Below are 19,064 nucleotides of genomic sequence, written 5' to 3' on the forward strand. Positions count from 1 at the left end.
TCCGAGTGCGCTCGGGGTCTCGTCGCCGTTGTCGTCGCGGGCCTTGAGCGTGCCGCGCTGGAAACAGGCCAGGGAGGCGGCGGCTCGCTCCGCGGTGAAGTCGTCGGCGGCTTCGGTCTGTTCGGCGGGCGGCGCCTCCTCGCGCAGCTCGGCGGCCAGGCTGGTCTGCGGTACCCGGCGGGGGAGCGGGGACAGGCCGGCACGCCGTGCGGTGCGGGCCGGGGCCGTAGCGGGCGCGGTGCTGGCCGGGACGACGGGGCGGGACTCCCGTACGGGCTCCTGCGGTTCGGCGGCTCCGGCGTGCTCCACCTCCTCCCGGTCCGGGACGGGTACGTCCCGCACCACGATGTCGTGCGGGATCAGCACGATCGCCGTCGTGCCGCCGTACGGCGAGGAGCGCAGCGTGACCGCGATGCCGTGCCGGTGGGCGAGCCGGCCGATCACGAACATGCCGAGCCGCAGGTCGTCGGCGAGGGCCACCACATCGAACTGCGGGGGGTCGGCCAACTGGGCGTTGAAGGACGCGTAGTCCTCCTCGGACATGCCGAGGCCACGGTCCTCGATCTCCACGGCCAGCCCCTTGGCCACCATCGCGGCCCGCACCCCGACCGGGGCGGGAGCGGGGGAGTACAGGGTGGCGTTCTCGATGAGCTCGGCCAGCAGATGGATCACGTCGGCCACCGCGGGCGGCGCCAGATGCACCTCCTCCTCGGTGTGCACCTCCACCCGCTGGTACTCGGCGACCTCGCCGACGGCGCTGCGCAGGATGTCGATCAGCGCCACGGGCTCGCTCCAGCTGCGGCCGGGCCGCTCGCCGCTGATGATGACGAGGTTCTCCTCGTAGCGGCGCAACTGGCTTGCGGTGGAGTCCAGTTCGTACAGCCCCTTGAGGACCTCGGGGTCCTGGTGGACGCGCTCCAGCGCGTCGAGCTTGGTGAGCTGGAGGTTGACCAGGTTCTGGCTCTGCCGGGCGATGCCCAGGATGACCTTCTGGAAGCCGCGCCGGGTGTCGGCGAGTTCGACGGCGGTGTGCACGGCGGTGCGTTGCGCGGTGTTGAACGCCTTGGCCACCTGGCCGAGTTCGTCATGGCCGTAGTCCAGCGGCGGGGTCGCCAGCTCCACGTCGACCTTCTCGCCCCGCTCCAGCCGGGCCACCACGTCGGGCAGCCGCTCCTGCGCGAGGCTCAAGGTGGCCTCCCGCAGGCCGCGCAGACGCCGGGACAGCGAGCGGGTGATCCGCCAAGACATCCCCACGCACAGCAGCAGGGCCACCAGACCGCCCGCGCTCAGGGAAGCGGCCTTGATCAGCAGGCCGCGCGCCTCCTCCGCACTGCGGTGCAGGAGCTCCGCCGTCTGCTGCCGGATCAGCGCCGAGTACGCGTCGGAGACCTCGATCAGCGCGGCCCGCCACTCCTTCTGCGCGTCCGGCACGGCGATGTTCCCGTGGTCGCGCGCCGCCGCGCGGGCCGCGAGCACCTTGTCCTCGACGGACTCCAGGGTGCCCCACTGCGGGCTCCGCAGGATCCGCTCGGTCTGCGTCTTCGCGCTGCCCGTGAGCGAGGGGAGGATCTGGTCCTCCACCAGCCAGCGGCGGGTGTTCGCCAGCTCGGCGAACTCGGTCCACGTCTTCTCGTCCATCCGCCGCGACGGCGCGGCCAGGGTCAGCAGCGCGTCCTCCTGGGACATCAGCTCCGCCGCGTGCTCCAGCGCGACGAGCGGACCGGCCTGCGAGGTGAGGTCGCCGTCGTCGACCTGGGAGAGCTCCTGGAAGGCGTGTATCTGGTCGTCGATGATCGACGTGTACTGGCCCAGCGCCTGCACGGCGGTGATGTCGGTCGGGTCGTCGACCTGGCCCCGGTAGTACTCCAGACTGCTCACCGACGCGACGACCGAGTACAGCCGGTCCTTGACCCGGGAGGGCGCCTGCTGGATCTCCTCGGACTGGGCGAGGAGCTTCGCCACCGCCCGGTCCGTCCTGCGGCGCTGCGCGTCCAGCGCGGTGCGGGCCTCCTCCTGGCGCGTGGCCAGCCATACGGCCGAGTAGCTGCGCTCCTGCTGCAACGCGAGCGTGGCCTCGGTGCCCATGGCACCGGTCGACCTGCTCAGCCCGGTCTGCGAGCGCAGCCCCAGCCCCTCCGAGAACATCTGGATCGTCGTCACGCTCCAGACGGCGGCGAGCGTGACGCTGGGCACCAGCGCCAGCAGGATCAGGGAGAGACGGATGGAGCCGAGGCGGCGCCGGGGACCTGTCCGTGGAGACATTGTCGTCCTAGGGCGATCAGCGGAGGGCGGGGAGGGGGCAGCGCGGAAGCGGAAGGGGGACGAGCGCCAGGGGTGATTGCGTGTCCGATACGGCACAAGGGGTGCGCAGGATGCTATCCGCACAAGTGACCGTAGGCGTCACGCCTGACCGAATCTTTGGCGACACCATCGGGGGGACTGTCCGGTCAGCGGGTTCCGTTGGCGGCGAACTTCGCGACCGAGCCGACGTTCGCCTTGGTGACGAACGCCGGCCCGGTGAGGACGGGCGCCTCACCGCCGCCGAGGGTGTTGCCGTTCGTTCTGTAGAGCCAGAGCGAGTCCACCGCGAGGTAGCCCTGGAGATACGGCTGCTGGTCCACCGCGAACTGCACGTCGCCGTCCTGGACCGCCTTGACCAGTTCCTTGTTGAGGTCGAAGGTCGCGACATGCGCCTTGCTGTCCGCCTCCTTGACCGACTTGACCGCGGCGAGCGCGAACTGCGCGCCCATCGTGACGACTTCGTCGATGGTCGGGTCCTGTGTCAGCCGGCTCGTGACGGTGGCGGTCACCGCGTCCATGTCGGTGCCGTCCACGTAGAGATTCTCGGTCTCGCCGCCGAACGCTTTCTTCACACCAGCGCAGCGCGCCTCCAGGCCGACATTGCCGCGTTCGTGGATGACGCACAGGGCGTGCTTGGCCTTCAGGCCGTCCAGCTTGTTGCCGACGGCCCGGCCCGCGAGGCTCTCGTCCTGGCCGAAGTACTCCAGGAGACCCGCGGACCGCCACTGGTCCATACCGGAGTTGAGGCCGACCACGGGTATACCGGCCGCCCGTGCCTCGGCGACCGGACCCCTCATCGCCGACGGTTTGGCCAGGGTCACCGCGATCCCGTCGACCTTCTGCCGGATCGCGTCCCGCATCAACTCGGCCTGCCCCGCCGGGTCGGAGTCGTTCGCGTAGGTCAGGTCGACGTCGTCCTTGGCAGCCGCCGCCTGGGCGCCCTTGTGCACCAGCTCCCAGAAGACGTCGCCCTTGCCGCCGTGCGCGATCAGGGCGATCTTCAGGCGCGGGGTGCCCGCGGAGTCCGCGCCCGCCGCCTCGTCGGTCCCGCCGAGGGCTGAGCAGCCGGCCAGCAGCAGACAGGCGGCGGCCGTGAGCGCCGCGACGCGAGCGAAAGAGGAGGAGGGGGGTGGGGTCTTCATGAGGGTGCGGCACCTCGCTGTGCGGCCGAGCCGGAGGAACGAACGAGAGCACGGCCCACACCGAACGGGGGTGCGCCGACCTGGTGAACTCTCGCTGGGGCGGAGCCAATCGCGTGTGACCGCCGGTAGTCAAGTGTGCAACCACACCGCGTGAGTCGTTGCTGCCACATCGTGATGAACCGCTGGCGGGAGGGTCGGGCGAGCGCCGGCCTGCCCGCACTGCTTGCATCCGCAAACGGCTCAACCCGGCTTGCGCGCCACCGCGCCGTACATCGCGATGTCCTCGTCACGGGGCACCACGGTGCCCGCACCGTCCGGACGCCACTTGTGGACCTGGACGATGCCCGGCTCGACGAGGTCCAGACCGGTGAAGAACTCCTCCGCCTCGGCAAGGCTGCGCAGCCGCATCGGCATGCCCCGCGCCGCGTACTCCCGGGCGACCCGCCCGACCTCGTCCGGCGCGAACTCTGCGGTGCCGATGGACATCGCGAGCCAACTGCCCCCGGGCAGCGGTTCGAGCAGCCTCCGCACGATCCCCACGGCGTCGTGTTCGTCCAGCAGAAAGTGCACGATCGCGATGACGGTGAGCGCGACCGGCTCACCCAGATCGAGGGTCTCGCGGAACGCCGGGGCGTCGAGAACGGCCGCGGGGTCGCGCATGTCGGCTTCGAGGTACGCCGTCCTCCCCGCGGGCGTGCCGGACAACAGGCCCTGGGACAGGGCGAGTACGAGGGGATCGTTGTCGACGTAGACGACTCGGGCACCCGGGGTGACCGACTGGGCGATCTCATGGATGTTGGGCGACGTCGACTGAGGGTCTGCTCGCCTCTGTGAAGGCCCTGCTCGCCGAACTCAACCGGCCGCGACGGCGTTTCGGCGCTGCCTCCGGCTCCGACGAGGCTCCTGGTCAGGCAGCCAGCCGAAGGCGAGGCAGCTGCCCACCACCCCCAGGAGAAGCCCCACGAAGAAGCCTCCCAGGTTGGAGGTGAGCCAGGTCCCCAGCGACAGCAGGACCGCCGTGATCGAGTAGAAGAGCCGCTGCGCCGGATTGAAGAGGATCAGCAGCCCCAGCAACAGCATCAGGGCCGGCAGCAGATACCCCGCCAGCCCCTGCATCCCGACATGGAGGACGACCTTCATCGACGCCTTCATGGTCAGCAGAATCTCCGCCCCGCCCAGGGCGAGCAGCAGCCCGCCCCAGAACGGCCGGTCGGCCCGCCAGCGACGGAAGGCCGACCGGAATCCCGTACGCGCGCTCATCAGCAACCCGGGTCACTGAAGCGGAGTTTCAGGCCCGGAAGCCTGAACACACCTGCGGTCGTCGCGTAGTTGGTCTGCCGCAGATTGGCGATGTGCACGGTGTCCGCCTGCTGGCTGAAGACACCGATCGGCCCCTTCACCCCGGCCTTGGTCAACGTGCTCGCGTCGTTGCCGATCTCGATGTTGTTGAACGCCGCGTCACCGGACAGCTCGGTCGAGTCGGTGGTCAGATCGCTCGCGGTCACCTTCTGCGCCCCACCGCCCGCGGTGATGAGCAGGTTCGTGCCGCCGAGGTCGACGCTCTGGCACAGCTTGGTGAGCGTCGCGTTCTTGATCGCGGAGGTGACGACCAGGACCTGGCCGCCGGTGTCCCCCTCGTTGGGGCTGCCCGGCGCCATGTGGTCGAGGCCGCCGAACTGCTCGAACCCGGTGCCGTTGAGCTCGGTCGCGGTGACCGTGAAGGGCATGCCGGAGATGGCGAACTGCACGCCCAGCGCGCCTTCGGCGGTGAGGACCGCGAGGGCGCCGGCGGCCAGGGTGGCCGGCACCGCCATCACGGCGGCCCTGCGGGCCCGGACCCGCCCGCGTCTCGCGGGACCGTCGGTGGTGTCGGACGTTTCGCAGACGGAACCGCTTTCCGGGTTCTCGGGGGTGTGGTCGGCGGACGAGGTGGTGTCCGAGGACGAGGCCATGACTGCTCCCAGGTGCAGAAAAAGTGCGGGTAGGGCATCAGCGGCACGTTGTCCTGGCGCGGACATCGCCCACGGCGCACGCCTCCTCGCAACTCCCGGCGGATGCAAGGGCTTTCTCGTACTCCGCAGTAGCCAGCCGGGAAGTTACCGGTGGTTACACTCAAGGGTCAAGGCACTTGTGGAAAAAGGGTGTTGATTGTGTGCCGCTTGTGAGTCATGAGCTTCCGTCGGGCCTCACGCACCGCCACGGCAATCATCAACTGCCTTGCGACGCCTTGACGTTGAGCGACCCTCAGGTCTACAACTCTCCCTGGCTCCCCCCTGGATCCGTGGCGCCGGATCCGCCGTCGCGAGGCCTTGGCCCGCGTTCCCGGACCTGATGTCCTTCACCTTCGTCGAGCCCACTCCGCGGCGCCCGCACGGTCGCTTCCCCCCTCGGCCCGTGCCGGACGCCCCGCCCGGTCCGGCCGGAGCCCTTCCCACGGTCTCCGGCCGGCCTCCGGTCGGCTGCCGTTGCCGGTCCGTCACGTACGGAGAAGGCGTCACGGGCCGGCAGCGGCGCACGCCGACCCAAGCGCCCCACACTCCCCGAACTCCCTGATCCCCTCAGGGCACACCCCCCAACGAAAGCCGAGGTACACCCGCATGCGCACGCGCACCCTCCTCACCCTCGCCGGCGCCGTCGCCGCGCTCACCCTCCCCATGGCCGTCCCCGCGTCCGCGGCCGACGGCGCCGTTCTCACCACCGGCTCCGTCGGCGGTACGGCCGTCGCGGTCGGCGAGGTCCTCACCGCGCCGCTGGCGAGCGGCACCGCCGCCACGTTCTACTCCAGCGCGACCGGCACCAGCGGCATCTCCTGCACGAAGTCGCAGTTCACCGCCGCCGTCACCGACAACCCCGGCGCCCCGGGTACCGCCACCGAGTCGGTCACCGAGCACACCTTCGACCCCAGCAGCTGCACCGCCAACGTCGTCGGCGTGCTCGGCGTCACCGGCATCACGGTCAACAACCTGCCGTACACCGCCGCCGTGGCCTCCGACGGCACCGTCACCGTGACCCCGGCCGAGGGCTCCACCATCCAGACGACGGTCGTGCTGCGCACCCTCCTGGGCAGCATCAACTGCGTCTACCAGGCGCCCAGCCTGACCGGCACGGCGAGCAACGACGACAACAGCATCAACTTCACCCGTCAGCAGTTCACGAAGGTCTCCGGCTCGTCCCTGTGCTTCGCCAACGGCTACTTCACCGCCAAGCACGCCCCGGTGACCGGCAGCGGCGAGCGGGTCTACGTCAACTGACGTCTTGGGTATGGGAGTTCACCTCCGTCGTAGACGCAGTGCCAGGGCGGCGCCCCCGGTGAGCACCAGCACCGCGGCGGCGCCGCCCGCCAGCACGGGCGCCGAGGGGCTCACACCGGTGCCGCCGGTGGAGGCCACCGGCGTGCTGTCGGGGGCGGGGCCGTCCTGGGTGCGCGTCGTCGCGGCCCCGGCCGCAGGGGGAGTCGTGGGCGAGGCGGCCGTACGAGGCTTGCTCGCGGGTGAAGGGCCGCCGGCCGTACGGCTGTCGTCGCGCCCCGCGCTCGCGGTGGCCGAAGCAGCACCCCCGCCGCCGCTCTCCTCGGCGCCCCCGCTCCCGCCCGCCGGGAACACCACGTCCGAGCACGAGTAGTACGTGTCCGGAGTGCTGCTGTTCTGCCAGATCGTGTACAGCACATGGCGCCCGGCCCGGTCGGACGGCAGTTTCGCCCTGATCCGGTACGCCCCGTCCGTCAGCGTCGGGTCCGTCACCTCCGCGAACGGCTGCTCCGGCAGATCGGACCAGCTCAGCGGCTTCGTCGGGTCGTAGCCGGGCTCGGTGAGATAGAGCCGGAAGGTGCCGCTGTGCGGGATCGTCGAGACGTACCGCATCGTCAGGGTGGCGCCCGGCGTCAGACGGGTCGACGGCCAGTCGGCGCGGGCGAGGTCGAGGCCCTGGTAGGCGGGCAGTCCACCGCTGCACAGCTGTCCGTCGGGGACGGTCTGCCGGTCCCGGCCGTTCACGTTCGCGATCCGTAGGTTGTCCCAGGCCGTGAAGGGCGCCCCGTTCGACGCCACCGCCGCCCGGCACGCCGCAGACCGGGATGTGCCGCTGCCGTCGGGGGAGCAGGCGTACACCCGGCTGACCGGATCCGTCGGCGCACCGTGCGCCCGGGCCGGGCCGGCCGCCCACACCGTGAGCAGCAACGGCGTGAGTGAGGCGGCCGCCAGGGCGGTGCGGTGCGATCTCGTCCAGGGCATCCAGGACATCCGGAACGTCTCCTCGGCCGGAGTGGGAAGGTCCTCGTCCAGTACGGGAAGGCGGCCCGGCGCGTTCACCACGCGACGAGCCGGGCGAAATCCGTCATTGCCGGTCAACCGTCCGACGTAGAGGGTGGGTTTCCGGCCCGATCGAGGGTTTCCCCTGTATCCCTGTGACCTCCTCTTTGCCTATCGTTCGACCACAGCCGACCCACAGGTAACCCCGAACAGGTCGTAGCTCGCGCCAGGCCGGCCGCCGCGCCCCCGCACTTTCGATACACCCCCCGCCGCTTCGAGGACGAAGCGCAATCGACCGCCGCTCCGCGCTGCCCGGAGTACGGCCGGCCCCACGAAAGGCAAGCCCTTGCGTACCTCTGCACCCCTCAGACGGAAGCTGATACCCGTCGCCGCGGTCTCCGCCGCGCTCTTCACGGCCGCCACCACTGTCGCCGTGGCCCAGGACTCCACCACCCCGGAAGCCGCCGCCTCCGTCCCGGCGGCCCAGACCGAAGCCGCACCCGGCACCCCGGCCGAGCGCCTCATCGTCGGCTACAAGTCCGGCGCCGCCGAGGCCAAGTCGAACAAGGCCGCCGAGGCCGACGCCGCCGCCAAGGGCAAGGAGGCCGGCGAGGACCTCGACTTCCAGCGCCGCCTCGGCTCCGGCGCCGCCCTCGTCGACCTGGGCGAGAACCTCACGAAGCGCGATGTCGCCGACGTCGTCGCCGAGTACCGGGCCGACCCGCAGGTCGCCTACGTCGTACCGGACCGGCTGAACAAGCCGCTGGCCACGCCCAACGACACCGAGTACAGCAAGCAGTGGGACCTCTTCGAGACCACCGCGGGCATGAACGTGCCGGGTGCCTGGGACGTCGCCACGGGCACCGGCGTGACCGTCGCCGTCATCGACACCGGTTACGTCAGCCACTCCGACCTCGGTGCCAACATCGTCGCGGGCTACGACTTCATCTCCGACACCGCGGTCGCGGGTGACGGCAACGGCCGCGACAGCAACCCGGCCGACCCGGGCGACTTCACCGCCGCGAACCAGTGCCAGGCGGGCGACCCCGCCTACCCCTCCTCCTGGCACGGCACCCACGTCGCGGGCACCATCGCCGCCGTCACCAACAACAGCAAGGGCGTCGCGGGCATCGCGCACGGCGCGAAGGTCTCCCCCCTGCGTGTCCTCGGCAAGTGCGGCGGCTACGACTCCGACATCATCGACGCCATCACCTGGGCGTCCGGCGGTACGGTCTCCGGCGTCCCGGCCAACACCAACGTCGCCAAGGTGATCAACATGAGCCTCGGCGGTGGCGGCGCCTGCTCCACCGCGACCCAGAACGCCATCAACGCCGCCGTGAACCGCGGCACCACGGTCGTCGTCGCGGCGGGCAACGACAACTCCAACGCCGCCAACTACTCGCCGGCCAGCTGCAACAACGTCATCAGCGTGGCGGCCGCCGACCGTCAGGGCAACCGCTCCTACTACTCCAACTACGGCACGGTCGTGGACATCGCGGCCCCGGGCGGCGAGACCAACTCCGTCACCGCCAACGGCATCCTGTCCACGCTGAACTCCGGCGCGCAGGGCCCGTCCACCGAGAACTACGAGTACTACCAGGGCACCAGCATGGCCGCCCCGCACATCGCGGGCCTGGCCGCGCTGATGAAGTCGGCCAACTCGTCGCTGACCCCGGCGCAGATCGAGTCGGCGATCAAGACCAACTCGCGTGCGCTGCCCGGTACCTGCTCGGGCGGCTGCGGCGCCGGTCTCGCGGACGCGGCCAAGACGGTGCAGGCGGTGAGCGGCTCCGGCGGCGGCTCCACGGGGGGCACCACCTTCACCAACAGCACGGCCGTCTCCATCCCGGACAACGGCTCCGCGATCGAGTCCTCCATCGCCGTCAGCGGCCGCAGCGGCAACGCCCCCTCGGCCCTCCAGGTCGGCGTGGACATCACCCACACCTACCGCGGTGACCTGGTCATCGACCTGATCGCGCCCGACGGGACGAGCTACCGTCTGAAGGCCGCCAGCTCCTCGGACTCCGCGGACAACGTGAACACCACCTACACGGTGAACGCCTCCAGCGAGGCCGCCAACGGCACCTGGAAGCTGCGCGTCCAGGACACGGCCGCCCAGGACACGGGCAGGCTCAACAGCTGGAAGCTGACCTTCTGAGCGACAACTGAGCGCGCCTGAACGGGCGCGTACACAAAGCGGGCGGGCCGGCCGGTGCGGATGGGGCATCGGCCGGCCCGTCGTCTTTCGCGCACGCTCCTGCGGGGCGGGCGCGCCGCCCCGCAGGAGCCCCGGAAACCGTCACTCCGGTCCGGTAAGTCGCCCTCAGCGCAGGGACAGGTCCACGGCGGTCGTGTCGACGCCGGTCTCGTCGAGGGACGCCAGAATCCGCTCGCCACGGTCGGGTTTGCGGTCGATGCCGATCAGCAGGCCCGGCACAGCGATGCTCGGCAGGATGTGCCCCCACAGCACCGATATCCGCTCCGCCAGATCGCTGCGGTCGGTCAGCGCCCGGGACATCAGCTGAATCCCCGCGAACGCCCCGACCAGCAGCTCCACCGTCTTCCTGGGATCCACGGTGGGCAGCAACTCACCCTGGTCCCGGGCCTGTTCCAGCAGGACGACCAGATGGTCCGCCCACTGCCGGAACGGTCCGGCATGATCGACGCCGGACGGTGCCGCCTGGTCAACCGCCAGCCGCACACTGCCCTTGAGCAGCGCGTTGTTCAGCAGCCGCTGCCCGAACACAAAGGTCATGTCGACGAGTTCCTGGAGCTTGCACGACTGTGCCGGCACGGCGCCGAGCGGCAGTTGCTCGTCCAGCACGGCCTGGGCCAGGGACTCCTTGGAAGGGAAGTGGAAGTACAGGGCGCCCTTGGTGACTTCGGCCCGCTCCAGGACCATCGCGATGGTGGTCGCGGTGTACCCGTGCTCGTCGAACACCGCGCCCGCGGCCTCCAGGATGAGCCGCCGCGTTCTGATGGCGCGCTCCTGCCTCGCCATAACTGCCCCTCCGCATTTTTCCTTCGCCCCCGGGTGCGCCGGTGTGCGCCGGTGTGCGCCGGAGCGGGTTCGGCACGGATCCGGGCGACCCCAGGCCGCATTGAAAACAAACCGGTCGGCTCGTACTCTAACGCTCGCGACACGGGCGCCTCGCCGGCTGTCAGCGCACACACGGGGGTACCCAAGGAGGGGACATGTCTCATCTGCCGCAGCTCGCCACGACCACGACCCCACTCGCCAAGGCCCCGACGCTACCGGGCGGTCTGACCGCCACCGTACCCCGCCAGCTCGTCCATCGCGCCTCGGTCGCTGAAACGTTTCTGACGGACTGGGCCGCCATCGACGCCGACCGGTTCACCGTCACCGCCCAGTGGCCGCGTGCTCACCAGTTACACGTGTCGCCAGACCGGTCGGCCCATGAACCGCTGCTCGTCGCGGAGACCGTGCGCCAGGCCGGCTCGCTCCTCGCGCACACCGCGTACGACGTCCCGCTGGGCCACCAGTTCGTGCTCCGGGAACTGCGCGTCACCACCCGCCCCGAGCATCTGGCCGTCGGTGCCGTACCCGCCGAACCCGTCCTCCACGTCACCGTCACCGACCTCGACCACCGCGGTGGCCGCCCGGCCGGGTTCCGCTACGACACGGACGTCCGGATCGGCGGTGAGCTCGTCGCGACGGCGTCCATCGCCGCCATCTGGACGAGCGAGCCCGTCTACCGCAGGCTGCGCGGCGGTCGCACCGCGGCCACCGTCTCCGCGCTGCCCGTCCCGCCGGGGCTGCCGCCCGCCGTGGTGGACCGGGCCCTGCCCGCGGACGTCGTCCTCGCCCGGTCCGACCGCCCGGACCGCTGGCAGCTGCGAGTTGATACCGCGCATGCTGTTTTCTTCGATCACCCCCTCGACCACATACCCGGCATGCTGCTGCTGGAGGCCGCCCGCCAGGCCGTGCGGGCCCTGCCCGGCAACGGCGGCCGGACACCTGTCTCCTTCCGCGCCGTCTTCCACCAGTACGCCGAACTGGACCGTCCCACCTGGATAGAAGCGACCGAAACGGCGGACGCCGGCGGCACCGCCGTCCAAGTCGTGGGACGACAGGAGGACTCGACGGTCTTCGAGTGCGAGGTGGGTACGGAGGAGCGGTGAGATATCGTGTACGCGGAGTAAGAAACAAACGGCATGACCCGTTCTTTTCCGTCCCAGGAGTGTCCAGCCGATGGCGAGGCAGTTACGCGCCGAACAGACCCGCACCACGATCCTCACAGCCGCCGCCGAACTGTTCGACCGTCACGGCTATGAATCCACCAGTCTCAGCGACATCGTCGAGCACGCCCAAGTCACCAAGGGCGCCCTGTACTTCCACTTCGCGGCGAAGGAGGATCTCGCCCAGGCCATCATGGAGCTCCAGTCCAGAGCCGCCCGGCAGGTGGCGGCCGAGATGGACGCCCGGGGCCAGTCCTCGCTGGAGGCGCTGATACGCACGACGTTCGGCATCACACGCCTGTCCGTCGAGGGCCCGATACCCCGGGCCGGCCTGCGCCTGGCCACCGGGGGAGTGGTGATACGACCGCCCCTGCGGCACCCCTACACCGAACTGCTGGACATCGCCACCCGCAAACTCCTCGGCGCCGCCAAGGAGTCCGACATCCACCCGGACGTCGACGCCGAGGCCGCCGCCCACTCCCTCGTCTGCTTCTTCGTCGGCACCCGTGTCGTCGGCCGTTCCCTCGAACCCGTCGCACGCCAGCCCCGCAGGGTGGCCGAGATGTGGCACATCATGATCCGCGGCCTGGTCCCGGTACCCCGGCGGGCCCGTTATCTCGCGCTCGCGACACAGCTGGAGCGGGAGCTGAGAGCCGTATGACACGCGCGATACGGTGAGGCGCATGCCCGAGAGGTCCGACATCCCGCCCGCGCCCGTGCTCCTCGGAAACGAACCCGGCTCGTTCCCGCACAGCGTGCTCGCCGAACGGCATCCCGCGATCATCCGGCAGGTGCGGGAGTCCTTCCCCTACGGCCCCGAGCGGCACCGCGTGCTCGACGCGCTCCTGGCGAGCTGCACCAAGGGCGTGATCGAACCGCTGCCCGCCGACGCACCCGACCGGGACCGCTGGACGGCCTGGGGCGCCGACGCCCACACCGGCCGATCCTGGTTCGACGTACCGTGGCTGTGGTCGGAGAGCTACTTCTACCGCCAACTCCTCGAAGCGGTCGGATACTTCACCCCCGGCCCCTGGCAGGGCATCGACCCCTTCCGCCCCGCCAAGCTGGCCGAACTCGACGCCCCGGAGACGGACGAGGAACTGGCCGCCCTCGACGCCCTCGCGGACCGGCCCGCCGCAGAGCAGGACCGGGCCCTGCTGCACGGCTCCCTGTGGGGCAACCGTGCGGACCTCGGCTTCCGGCTGTCCGCCGCGCACGACGAGACCTCCTCGCACGCCCCGCCCCTGGTGGCCGACGACAGCGAGGCCCTGTGGTCACTGCTGCCGCCCGAGGGCTCGGCCACCCTGTGCCTGATCGCCGACAACGCGGGGCGCGAACTCGTCCCCGACCTGCTCCTCATCGCCCGTCTCCTCACCCAGGGGCGCATCGCGCGGGCGGTGCTCCACGTCAAGCCTTACCCGTACTACGTCTCCGACGCCACCCACACCGATGTGCTCGACGCCCTGCGCCGGCTCACGGCGGCACCGGGCGCGGCGGCGACGTACGGCCGCACCCTCTGGTCGGCGATGACGGACGGCCGCCTCACCGTCCGCGCCCATCCCTTCTCCAGCGCCCCGCTGCCGTTCGCGGCGATGCCCGGCGACCTTCGCGAGGAGCTCGCCGCCGCCACCCTCACCATCGTCAAGGGCGACCTCAACTACCGTCGCCTCGTCGGCGACCGGCTGTGGCCGCCGACGACGCCGTTCACCGACGTCACCGCCCACTTCCCGGGCCCGGTCGCGGCCCTGCGCACCCTGAAGTCCGACGTCGTCACCGGGCTGGACGCCGGGACGGAGGCGGCGCTGGTGGCGGCGGAGGGGCAGACCTGGCGGACGGGCGGGACGCATGCGCTGATCCAGGTGCGGATGTGACGACCACCGTGCGGCTTCACTCAAGTGATCCGCACGAGTGGCGACTTGATGCCGTGGGGCTCGTCCTGCCGGGCGACGGGGTGGTGGTCGCGCAGGACGCGGCAGGCGTCGTACGGGACGCCGGTGGCGTACTGGCGGGGGGCGAAGACCCGCCGTCGCCGGGATCGCACTCGGAGTCGCGGTCGGCCGCTCGCGCCGCGTGTACGCCCTGTGCAATCCCGTGCTGCAGTTCGCCCGCGCCGTCCCACCGCCCGCCCTGGTCCCCGTCTTCGTCGTGATCTTCGACTTCGGTACGCCGATGCAGATCGCGTCCATCGTCTTCAGCGCCGTCTGGCCGGTCCTGATCAACACGGCGGAAGGGGCCCGCGACACCGACCCCTTGCGCCTTGAGGTCGCCGCGGTCCTGCGCCTCACCCCGGCCGAACGGCTCCGCTTCCTGATCCTGCCCTCCGCGCTGCCCCGCGTCTTCGCCGGGCTGCGCCTGAGCCTCTCGCTCTCCCTCATCCTCATGGTGTTCTCGGAACTGCTGCCGGGCACCGCCAACGGCATCGGCTTCACGCTCACCGACGCCCAGTCCCGCTCCGGCCTGCTCACCGTCTGGGCCGCGCTGGTCCTGCTCGGCGCCCTCGGCCACCTCCTCAACACCGGCCTGCTGGCGGTGGAGAAGCGGCTCGTCGGCCGGGGGAGGACGACGACCGTATGACCCGTACGCCCCCCACCGCCCCTCCTGCTGCTGCGCAGGGACATCCATGCTCCGGCTAGCCGCGGTCGGTCGGCACTACAGCGACCACCAGGTCCTGCACGACATCACCCTCACCGTGCCGCACGGCCAGTTGCTGTGCGTCGTCGGACCGTCCGGCTGCGGCAAGTCCACGCTCCTGCGCACCATCGCGGGCCTGCTGCCGACGCACGACGGAACGATCACGCTGGACGGCACACCCGTGCGGGGCGTCCCCGACCATCTGGCCGTGGTCTTCCAGGACCACGCCCGCTCCCTCTACCCCTGGCTCACGGTCCGCGAGAACGTCGCGCTCCCCCTGCGCCGCAGGGGCCTGCCGAGAGCCCAACGCCGAGCCGAGGCCGACCGCATCCTGGACCGGGTCGGCCTCACCGGTGCGGCCCGCCGCCACCCCTGGCAGCTCTCGGGCGGCATGCAGCAGCGCGTGGCGATCGCCCGCGCCCTGGTCTGCCGCCCCTCCCTGCTGCTCATGGACGAACCCTTCGGTTACCTGGACGCCCAGACCCGTGAGGACCTGGAGGACCTGCTCCTGGAGGTCCACCGCACCGACGGCACGACGATCGTCCTCGTCACCCACGACATCGACGAGAGCGTGTACCTGGGCGACCGCGTCGTCGTCCTCTCCCCGGGGCCCGGCGCGAAGGTCGTCCTGGATCTGCCGGTCGAACTCCCCGGCGCCCGGGACCAGATCGCGACCCGGGGCCTGGCGGAGTTCGTCGCGCTGCGGTCGGAGGTGGGGCGGGCGGTGCGCAACAGGTAGCGCGCCCGTCGGCCCCCCCGTCGCTCAGCCCAGGCGCACGTCCTGCCACACCAGCCGGTGATCGGAGGTCGGCACCGTCCTGCCGTCTCCCACCAGCCGGTACAGCGGGTCGTCGGACGTCGGCCAGAAGACGCCGTTCGCGCCCGGTATCAGGCCCTTGGACGGCAGGACGTAGTCGACGCGCAGGTTCCCCGGAGCGCCGTCGCCGAAGTCGGCGGTGTCGTACGCCGGATCGCCGGTGTGCGAGGTGTTGGCGCCGCCCTGGAGCTTCGCGGCCTCCACGCCGCCCGCGCCGGCCGGCGGTGCGGCCGGGAGGTTCACCGCCGGATGGTCGAGCAGTTGCCGTATGGCGTGGCCGTGGCTGTCGCCGTCGTACGGATCGGCGTTCTGGTCACCCGCGATCACGAACCAGGCCCCGGGCCGCAGCCCGCCGCGCACCCCCTTGTCGTCGTAGAGATAGGAGCTGCGCCGGCGTCCGCCGATGTAGTCGGCCCACAGCCGGATCTCGTCGTGGTTGCGGCGGCCGTTGCGGTCCTCGGTGCCGTCGAAGGTGGGCGGCGTGGGGTGCGAGACCAGGAAGTGCACGGTGGAGCGCCCGACGCACACCGGCACGTCCCAGTGGCTCTTCGACGACAGCCGCAGGATCGCGCGGGCCTCGTCGCTGTAGTAGCCCGGCGGCATGAGGTGGCCCGGCATGTCCCGCCACAGGAACCGCTGGAAGGTCCGCACCGCGCGCGTGTCGATCGGGTACTTCGACAGCACGACCATGCCGTACTGCCCCGGGAACCAGCCGTAGCCGTAGGCGTCCTGCCCGTACGCGTCCGAACCGGGCGTCGTGACCGCGCCGTTCTTCCCGTCGAGGTCCACCCCGGAGGCGACGCCCGTGTTCACCGGGGCGGTGAAGTGATACGGGTAGCGGACCGGCTTCGCCCCGCCCTGGCCGACGGACAGGTAGTTGCGCAGGAACAGGCGGACCGCCGTGCCCTGTTCGTCGTGGTCGAACTCGTTGATCAGCAGCACGTCCGGGTCGACCCGCTGGATGGTCTCGGCGGCATTGCGCGCCTGGGCGTTGTCCGGTGTGGACAGGTCGGTGATCAGCGCGCCCTGGGCGGAGCGGTTCAGGGAGGCGTTGAAGGTGGCGAACCGTACGGTGCGCCGGTGTCCGCCGGTCGCGGAGGCCGGGAACGCGGCGGTGCCGGCCAGGGCCGCCCCGGCGAGGGAGGCGAGCGCGACGCGGCGGGAGAAAGATCCGGTGTGGTTCATCGGGGCTCCGGTGAGGGAGGGGACACGTGCACTGCGTGGGTGTGGACGTCGGTAGTCTGCGCGCGTAGAGATGAACGCCACAAGGCCCGGCGAGAACTCCCGCATTCACGCTTGATTCACGCGATGGTGTGATCACGCACCGCCCGGAGGATGCCCGTTCGGCCCCAGGGGTAGGGGCCCGGCCATGACGCAGCAGCCCTTCGAACTCCCGCACTTCTACATGCCGTATCCCGCGCGGCTGAACCCGCACGTCGACGAGGCACGTGCTCACTCGACCGAGTGGGCGCGCGAGATGGGCATGCTGGAGGGATCCGGGATCTGGGAGCAGGCCGACCTGGACGCGCACGACTACGGCCTGCTCTGCGCCTATACCCACCCCGACTGCGACGGCCCCGCCCTCTCCCTGATCACCGACTGGTACGTGTGGGTCTTCTTCTTCGACGACCACTTCCTGGAGACCTTCAAGCGCACGCAGGACCGGGTCGGCGGCAAGGCCTACCTGGACCGGCTGCCGCTGTTCATGCCGATGGACCTGTCGACGCCGATGCCCGAGCCGGAAAACCCCGTCGAGGCGGGCCTCGCCGACCTGTGGGCGCGTACGGTGCCCTCGATGTCGGTCGACTGGCGCCGCCGCTTCGCCGTCGCCACCGAGCATCTCCTGAACGAGTCGCTGTGGGAGCTGTCCAACATCAACGAGGGCCGGGTCGCCAACCCGGTCGAGTACATCGAGATGCGCCGCAAGGTGGGCGGCGCCCCCTGGTCGTCGGGCCTCGTCGAGTACGCGACCGCCGAAGTCCCCGTGTCCGTCGCCGGGTCCAGGCCCCTCAGGGTCCTCATGGAGACGTTCTCCGACGGCGTGCACCTGCGCAACGACCTGTTCTCCTACCAGCGCGAGGTCGAGGACGAGGGCGAACTCAGCAACGGCGTCCTGGTGTTGGAGAAGTTCTTCGGCTGCACCACCCAGGAGGCCGCCGACACCGTCAACGACGTCCTCACCTCCCGGCTCCACCAGTTCGAGCACACCGCCCTCACCGAAGTCCCCGCCGTGGCCCTGGAGAAAGGCCTCAGCCCCGAGGAGGTCGCCGCGGTCGCCGCGTACACCCAGGGGCTGCAGGACTGGCAGTCCGGCGGGCACGAGTGGCACATGCGCTCCAGCAGGTACATGAACGAACGCGCCGAACCCACCGCGCCCTGGCGGGGCCCGACCGGGCCCGGCACCTCCGCCGCCGACGTCGGCGCGCTGCTCGCGGCGGCCGGCGCCGAACGCCTGCGCGCCTACACCCATGTGCCGTTCCAGAAGGTCGGCCCGTCCCGGCTCCCCGACTTCCACATGCCCTTCCAGGTGCAGCTCAGCCCGCATCTGAACGACGCCCGCCACCGGCTGACCCAGTGGACGCACCGCATGGGCATGCTTCAGGAGGGCGTCTGGGACGAGGACAAACTCGCCGCGTACGATCTCCCGCTGTGCTCGGCCGGCCTCGACCCGGACGCCACCCCCGAGGCCCTCGACCTCAGCTCGCAGTGGCTCGCCTGGGGCACTTACGGCGACGACTACTACCCCCTCGTCTTCGGTCACCGCCGCGACCTGGCCGCCGCCCGGCTGACCACCCGGCGCCTGTCGGCCTGCATGCCCCTCGACGGCGAGGAGGCGATCGTCCCGCTCAACGGCATGGAACGCGGACTCGCCGACCTGTGGGCCCGCACGACGGCCGAGATGACCCCCGACGGCCGGCGCACCCTGAAGGACGCGGTCGACGTCATGACCGAGAGCTGGGTGTGGGAGCTGTCCAACCAGCTCCAGAACCGCATCCCCGACCCGGTCGACTACCTGGAGATGCGCCGCGCCACCTTCGGCTCCGACCTCACCCTGAGCCTGTGCCGGATGGGCCACGGCCCCGCGATCCCGCCCGAGGTGTACCGCAGCGGGCCCGTCCGCTCACTGGAGAACGCCGCCATCGACTACGCCTGCCTCCTCAACGACGTCTTCTCGTACCAGAAGGAGATCGAGTACGAGGGCGAGATCCACAACGCGATCCTCGTGGTCCAGAACTTCTTCGGCATCGACTACCCGGCCGCGCTCGATGTCGTCCACGACCTGATGACCCAGCGCATGCAGCAGTTCGAGCACGTGGCGGCGCACGAACTGCCCATCATGTACGACGACTTCGGGCTTTCGGACGAGGCGCGCGACATCATGCGCAGCTATGTGGTCGACCTCCAGAACTGGCTGGCCGGCATCCTGAACTGGCACCGGGAGGTCGACCGCTACAAGGCCGAGTACCTGGCCCGCCGCGCGCACGGCTTCCTGCCGGACCGCCCGCCGGCGGTGCCCGTCCTCAGCTGACCTCCCGCATCGTCCCCGGGGTTCGCCAGGGTGTCCCGCAGGGCCGCCAGGGCCACGTGTGACGCGTCTTGGCGCAGAACGTAACAGCCGTCGCCGGCAACGGACTTCAATCCTCCGGATGCGGTTTTCGAAAGTTTTCGGCCGGAACGGCACGTTCCTGGAACTCGGGCGGTGCGCCGCGAGTCTTCCGGGGTGAG

Annotated in this window: 16 protein-coding genes and 1 pseudogene; 8 read left to right on the forward strand and 9 right to left on the reverse strand. The window is 70.8% G+C overall.

What is annotated here, in order from left to right:
* The 5 genes and pseudogenes from AQI70_RS15390 to AQI70_RS15410 all read right to left on the reverse strand — a co-directional run.
* On the reverse strand, positions 1-2,262 hold a 2,262-nt coding region (locus AQI70_RS15390; RefSeq protein ID WP_063801597.1), incomplete at its 3' end, for a sensor histidine kinase.
* Positions 2,263-2,447: 185 nt separating this feature from the next.
* On the reverse strand, positions 2,448-3,443 hold the full coding sequence (locus tag AQI70_RS15395) for a substrate-binding domain-containing protein (RefSeq protein ID WP_062149290.1): 996 nt from the start codon (positions 3,441-3,443) through the stop codon (positions 2,448-2,450).
* Positions 3,444-3,683: 240 nt separating this feature from the next.
* Positions 3,684-4,250, reverse strand: a pseudogene (locus tag AQI70_RS15400) (SAM-dependent methyltransferase); the annotation flags it as partial.
* A gap of 45 nt (positions 4,251-4,295) precedes the next feature.
* Positions 4,296-4,703, reverse strand: a complete 408-nt coding sequence (locus AQI70_RS15405) for a DUF6114 domain-containing protein (RefSeq protein WP_107116994.1) — start codon at positions 4,701-4,703, stop codon at positions 4,296-4,298.
* The gene (locus AQI70_RS15410) at positions 4,703-5,395 is read right to left on the reverse strand and encodes a DUF6230 family protein (protein ID WP_062149297.1); all 693 of its coding nucleotides are present in this window, start codon (positions 5,393-5,395) and stop codon (positions 4,703-4,705) included. The genes AQI70_RS15405 and AQI70_RS15410 overlap by 1 nt, the downstream gene beginning before the upstream one ends.
* A 645-nt stretch (positions 5,396-6,040) precedes the next feature.
* Between AQI70_RS15410 and AQI70_RS15415 the strand changes: the two genes are divergently transcribed.
* A complete protein-coding gene (locus AQI70_RS15415) occupies positions 6,041-6,694 on the forward strand; it encodes a hypothetical protein (RefSeq protein WP_062149300.1) in 654 nt (217 codons plus the stop codon).
* An 18-nt stretch (positions 6,695-6,712) separates the two neighbouring features.
* Here the strand turns inward: AQI70_RS15415 and AQI70_RS15420 are convergent, their stop codons facing one another.
* The gene (locus AQI70_RS15420) at positions 6,713-7,672 is read right to left on the reverse strand and encodes a lytic polysaccharide monooxygenase auxiliary activity family 9 protein (RefSeq protein ID WP_062150075.1); all 960 of its coding nucleotides are present in this window, start codon (positions 7,670-7,672) and stop codon (positions 6,713-6,715) included.
* 364 nt (positions 7,673-8,036) lie between these two features.
* On the opposite strand from AQI70_RS15420, the gene AQI70_RS15425 reads away from it, so the two are divergent.
* Positions 8,037-9,848 carry a S8 family peptidase gene (locus AQI70_RS15425; protein WP_062149303.1) on the forward strand — a complete coding sequence of 604 codons (1,812 nt, stop codon included), beginning with the start codon at positions 8,037-8,039 and terminating at the stop codon, positions 9,846-9,848.
* A 165-nt stretch (positions 9,849-10,013) separates the two neighbouring features.
* Here the strand turns inward: AQI70_RS15425 and AQI70_RS15430 are convergent, their stop codons facing one another.
* Positions 10,014-10,691, reverse strand: a complete 678-nt coding sequence (locus AQI70_RS15430) for a ScbR family autoregulator-binding transcription factor (protein ID WP_062149306.1) — start codon at positions 10,689-10,691, stop codon at positions 10,014-10,016.
* Between the two features lie 194 nt (positions 10,692-10,885).
* On the opposite strand from AQI70_RS15430, the gene AQI70_RS15435 reads away from it, so the two are divergent.
* The 3 genes from AQI70_RS15435 (at position 10,886) to AQI70_RS15445 (ending at position 13,761) form a co-directional block, all read left to right on the forward strand.
* Positions 10,886-11,833, forward strand: coding sequence for a ScbA/BarX family gamma-butyrolactone biosynthesis protein (locus tag AQI70_RS15435; RefSeq protein WP_062149309.1), 948 nt, complete (start codon positions 10,886-10,888; stop codon positions 11,831-11,833).
* 70 nt (positions 11,834-11,903) lie between these two features.
* Positions 11,904-12,551, forward strand: coding sequence for a ScbR family autoregulator-binding transcription factor (locus tag AQI70_RS15440; protein ID WP_062149313.1), 648 nt, complete (start codon positions 11,904-11,906; stop codon positions 12,549-12,551).
* A 22-nt stretch (positions 12,552-12,573) separates the two neighbouring features.
* A complete protein-coding gene (locus AQI70_RS15445; protein ID WP_062149316.1) occupies positions 12,574-13,761 on the forward strand; it encodes a damage-control phosphatase ARMT1 family protein in 1,188 nt (395 codons plus the stop codon).
* A 20-nt stretch (positions 13,762-13,781) separates the two neighbouring features.
* Here AQI70_RS15445 and AQI70_RS39160 read toward each other — a convergent pair whose 3' ends face one another.
* Positions 13,782-13,931, reverse strand: coding sequence for a hypothetical protein (locus AQI70_RS39160; protein WP_159042665.1), 150 nt, complete (start codon positions 13,929-13,931; stop codon positions 13,782-13,784).
* A 50-nt stretch (positions 13,932-13,981) separates the two neighbouring features.
* Between AQI70_RS39160 and AQI70_RS15450 the strand changes: the two genes are divergently transcribed.
* Both AQI70_RS15450 and AQI70_RS15455 read left to right on the forward strand, forming a co-directional pair.
* A complete protein-coding gene (locus tag AQI70_RS15450; protein WP_244181641.1) occupies positions 13,982-14,464 on the forward strand; it encodes an ABC transporter permease in 483 nt (160 codons plus the stop codon).
* A 46-nt stretch (positions 14,465-14,510) separates the two neighbouring features.
* A complete protein-coding gene (locus AQI70_RS15455; protein ID WP_062149319.1) occupies positions 14,511-15,260 on the forward strand; it encodes an ABC transporter ATP-binding protein in 750 nt (249 codons plus the stop codon).
* A gap of 24 nt (positions 15,261-15,284) precedes the next feature.
* On the opposite strand, the gene AQI70_RS15460 is transcribed toward AQI70_RS15455, so the two are convergent.
* Entirely contained in the window at positions 15,285-16,523 is a 1,239-nt protein-coding gene (locus tag AQI70_RS15460) for an endonuclease/exonuclease/phosphatase family protein (RefSeq protein ID WP_062149322.1), read from the reverse strand.
* Positions 16,524-16,707: 184 nt separating this feature from the next.
* Between AQI70_RS15460 and cyc2 the strand changes: the two genes are divergently transcribed.
* Positions 16,708-18,867: a germacradienol/geosmin synthase Cyc2 gene (cyc2, locus tag AQI70_RS15465; RefSeq protein ID WP_062149325.1), complete on the forward strand. Its 2,160-nt coding sequence runs from the start codon at positions 16,708-16,710 to the stop codon at positions 18,865-18,867.
* The last annotated feature ends 197 nt before the right edge of the window (positions 18,868-19,064 follow it).

The organism is Streptomyces curacoi, assembly GCF_001513975.1.
Classification (GTDB): domain Bacteria; phylum Actinomycetota; class Actinomycetes; order Streptomycetales; family Streptomycetaceae; genus Streptomyces; species Streptomyces curacoi.

Excerpts from the sequence above, each read along its gene's own strand:
- AQI70_RS15395 (WP_062149290.1), bottom strand. The coding sequence starts at position 3,443 with ATGAAGACCCCACCCCCCTCCTCCTCTTTCGCTCGCGTCGCGGCGCTC.
- AQI70_RS15405 (WP_107116994.1), bottom strand. The coding sequence starts at position 4,703 with ATGAGCGCGCGTACGGGATTCCGGTCGGCCTTCCGTCGCTGGCGGGCC.
- AQI70_RS15410 (WP_062149297.1), bottom strand. The coding sequence starts at position 5,395 with ATGGCCTCGTCCTCGGACACCACCTCGTCCGCCGACCACACCCCCGAG.
- AQI70_RS15415 (WP_062149300.1), top strand. The coding sequence starts at position 6,041 with ATGCGCACGCGCACCCTCCTCACCCTCGCCGGCGCCGTCGCCGCGCTC.
- AQI70_RS15420 (WP_062150075.1), bottom strand. The coding sequence starts at position 7,672 with ATGCCCTGGACGAGATCGCACCGCACCGCCCTGGCGGCCGCCTCACTC.
- AQI70_RS15430 (WP_062149306.1), bottom strand. The coding sequence starts at position 10,691 with ATGGCGAGGCAGGAGCGCGCCATCAGAACGCGGCGGCTCATCCTGGAG.
- AQI70_RS15435 (WP_062149309.1), top strand. The coding sequence starts at position 10,886 with ATGTCTCATCTGCCGCAGCTCGCCACGACCACGACCCCACTCGCCAAG.
- AQI70_RS15440 (WP_062149313.1), top strand. The coding sequence starts at position 11,904 with ATGGCGAGGCAGTTACGCGCCGAACAGACCCGCACCACGATCCTCACA.
- AQI70_RS15445 (WP_062149316.1), top strand. The coding sequence starts at position 12,574 with ATGCCCGAGAGGTCCGACATCCCGCCCGCGCCCGTGCTCCTCGGAAAC.
- AQI70_RS15455 (WP_062149319.1), top strand. The coding sequence starts at position 14,511 with ATGCTCCGGCTAGCCGCGGTCGGTCGGCACTACAGCGACCACCAGGTC.
- AQI70_RS15460 (WP_062149322.1), bottom strand. The coding sequence starts at position 16,523 with ATGAACCACACCGGATCTTTCTCCCGCCGCGTCGCGCTCGCCTCCCTC.
- cyc2 (WP_062149325.1), top strand. The coding sequence starts at position 16,708 with ATGACGCAGCAGCCCTTCGAACTCCCGCACTTCTACATGCCGTATCCC.